At 64.9% G+C, this 1,181-nt stretch carries 1 protein-coding gene; it reads left to right on the forward strand.

Annotated features, from left to right (window positions below; translation table 11 throughout):
• Window positions 1-163 precede the first annotated feature (163 nt).
• The gene (locus ACFYOS_RS36455; RefSeq protein WP_387151937.1) at window positions 164-1,051 is read left to right on the forward strand and encodes a hypothetical protein; all 888 of its coding nucleotides are present in this window, start codon (window positions 164-166) and stop codon (window positions 1,049-1,051) included.
• The last annotated feature ends 130 nt before the right edge of the window (window positions 1,052-1,181 follow it).

Genomic DNA, 1,181 nt, shown 5'->3' on the forward strand with positions numbered 1-1,181 from the left:
GATGTCGTACACAGTCACCTGGGGAACCTACGCCGAGACAGCACCAATATCGTCACGTACCTCCAGGCGTCCGCGAGACCTCGGCGGCGATGCACACTCATGCCGCTGATCGCGTTGGCGGCGTTCTGGGAGCCGTACGCTGCGTGCCCGTACGATCTCGGCCGTGCACACCACCCCGCAGGCTCCGATCGATATGGATGCCGTCTTCCCGCAGTTGCGTGCGTTTGCGCGGACTACCACCCGGCTGCATCCACGGAAGGGCTCACCGTCGGAGGAGCAGAGCTCCGTGGGCGGGCCGCTGCTGTGGCCAGCGAACGAGCCCTGGCCGGCTTGTGACGGTAGAGGTCTGGACGACCATCCAGGCGAGGCTGGGGTGCCGCTCGTGCCGGTCCTGCAACTGTTCGCCGACGACGTGCCCGAGCTGCCATTCCCAGAGGGCTCGGACGTGCTGCAGGTGCTGTGGTGCCCGTTTGACCATGATCCCTGGAGCGCTCCGCTTCCACGCTTGCACTGGCGGCGACGATCAGCGATCGGACCTCGACTGACGACGATGCCAGCGCCACACGAGGACGCCGAGGCACGGTATATACCCGACGCGTGCGCCGTCGATCCCGAGCGGGTCGTCGAGTACCCGTCGTACGATCTGCCGCGCGAGGTGTGGTCGCAGATCCAGGAAGCGGCACGTCGGGTCGAGGCTGACCGCGGCTGGGAGTACGACAGCGATCTTGCGGTCGCGTCCGGGATCAAGGTCGGCGGCTACCCCGGCTGGACGCAGTCGCCTGATTGGCCGGTTTGCAGGTGTGGGGTTCGTATGGAGCATCTGCTCACCATCGCCACCTGGGAGTTCAGCCGGGGCGACGAGCAACGTTGGGTCCCGCTGGAGGACCGGCCCGCAATGATCGGCTGGGGCTTCGATAGCCCGGATGACCATCCGTGGCGGTCGCTTCAAAATCCGACAGGATTGATGCTGGGAGATGCCGGAGGCATCTACATCTTTTTCTGCACATCATGCCCGGAGCGTCCCTACGACCACCGATTTGACTGTTCCTGACCAGATAGGAATCACCGACGACAGCCGAACCGGCATCCGCATCTGGCACCCCTTTATGTCAAGACGCTGCTGGAACCAGGGGTTTAGGGTGGGTGGTGGCGGGTCCGGGAAGTGGCTTGTCCGAAGAGCC

This window comes from Micromonospora sp. NPDC005806 (genome assembly GCF_042871425.1).
Classification (GTDB): Bacteria; Actinomycetota; Actinomycetes; order Mycobacteriales; family Micromonosporaceae; genus Micromonospora.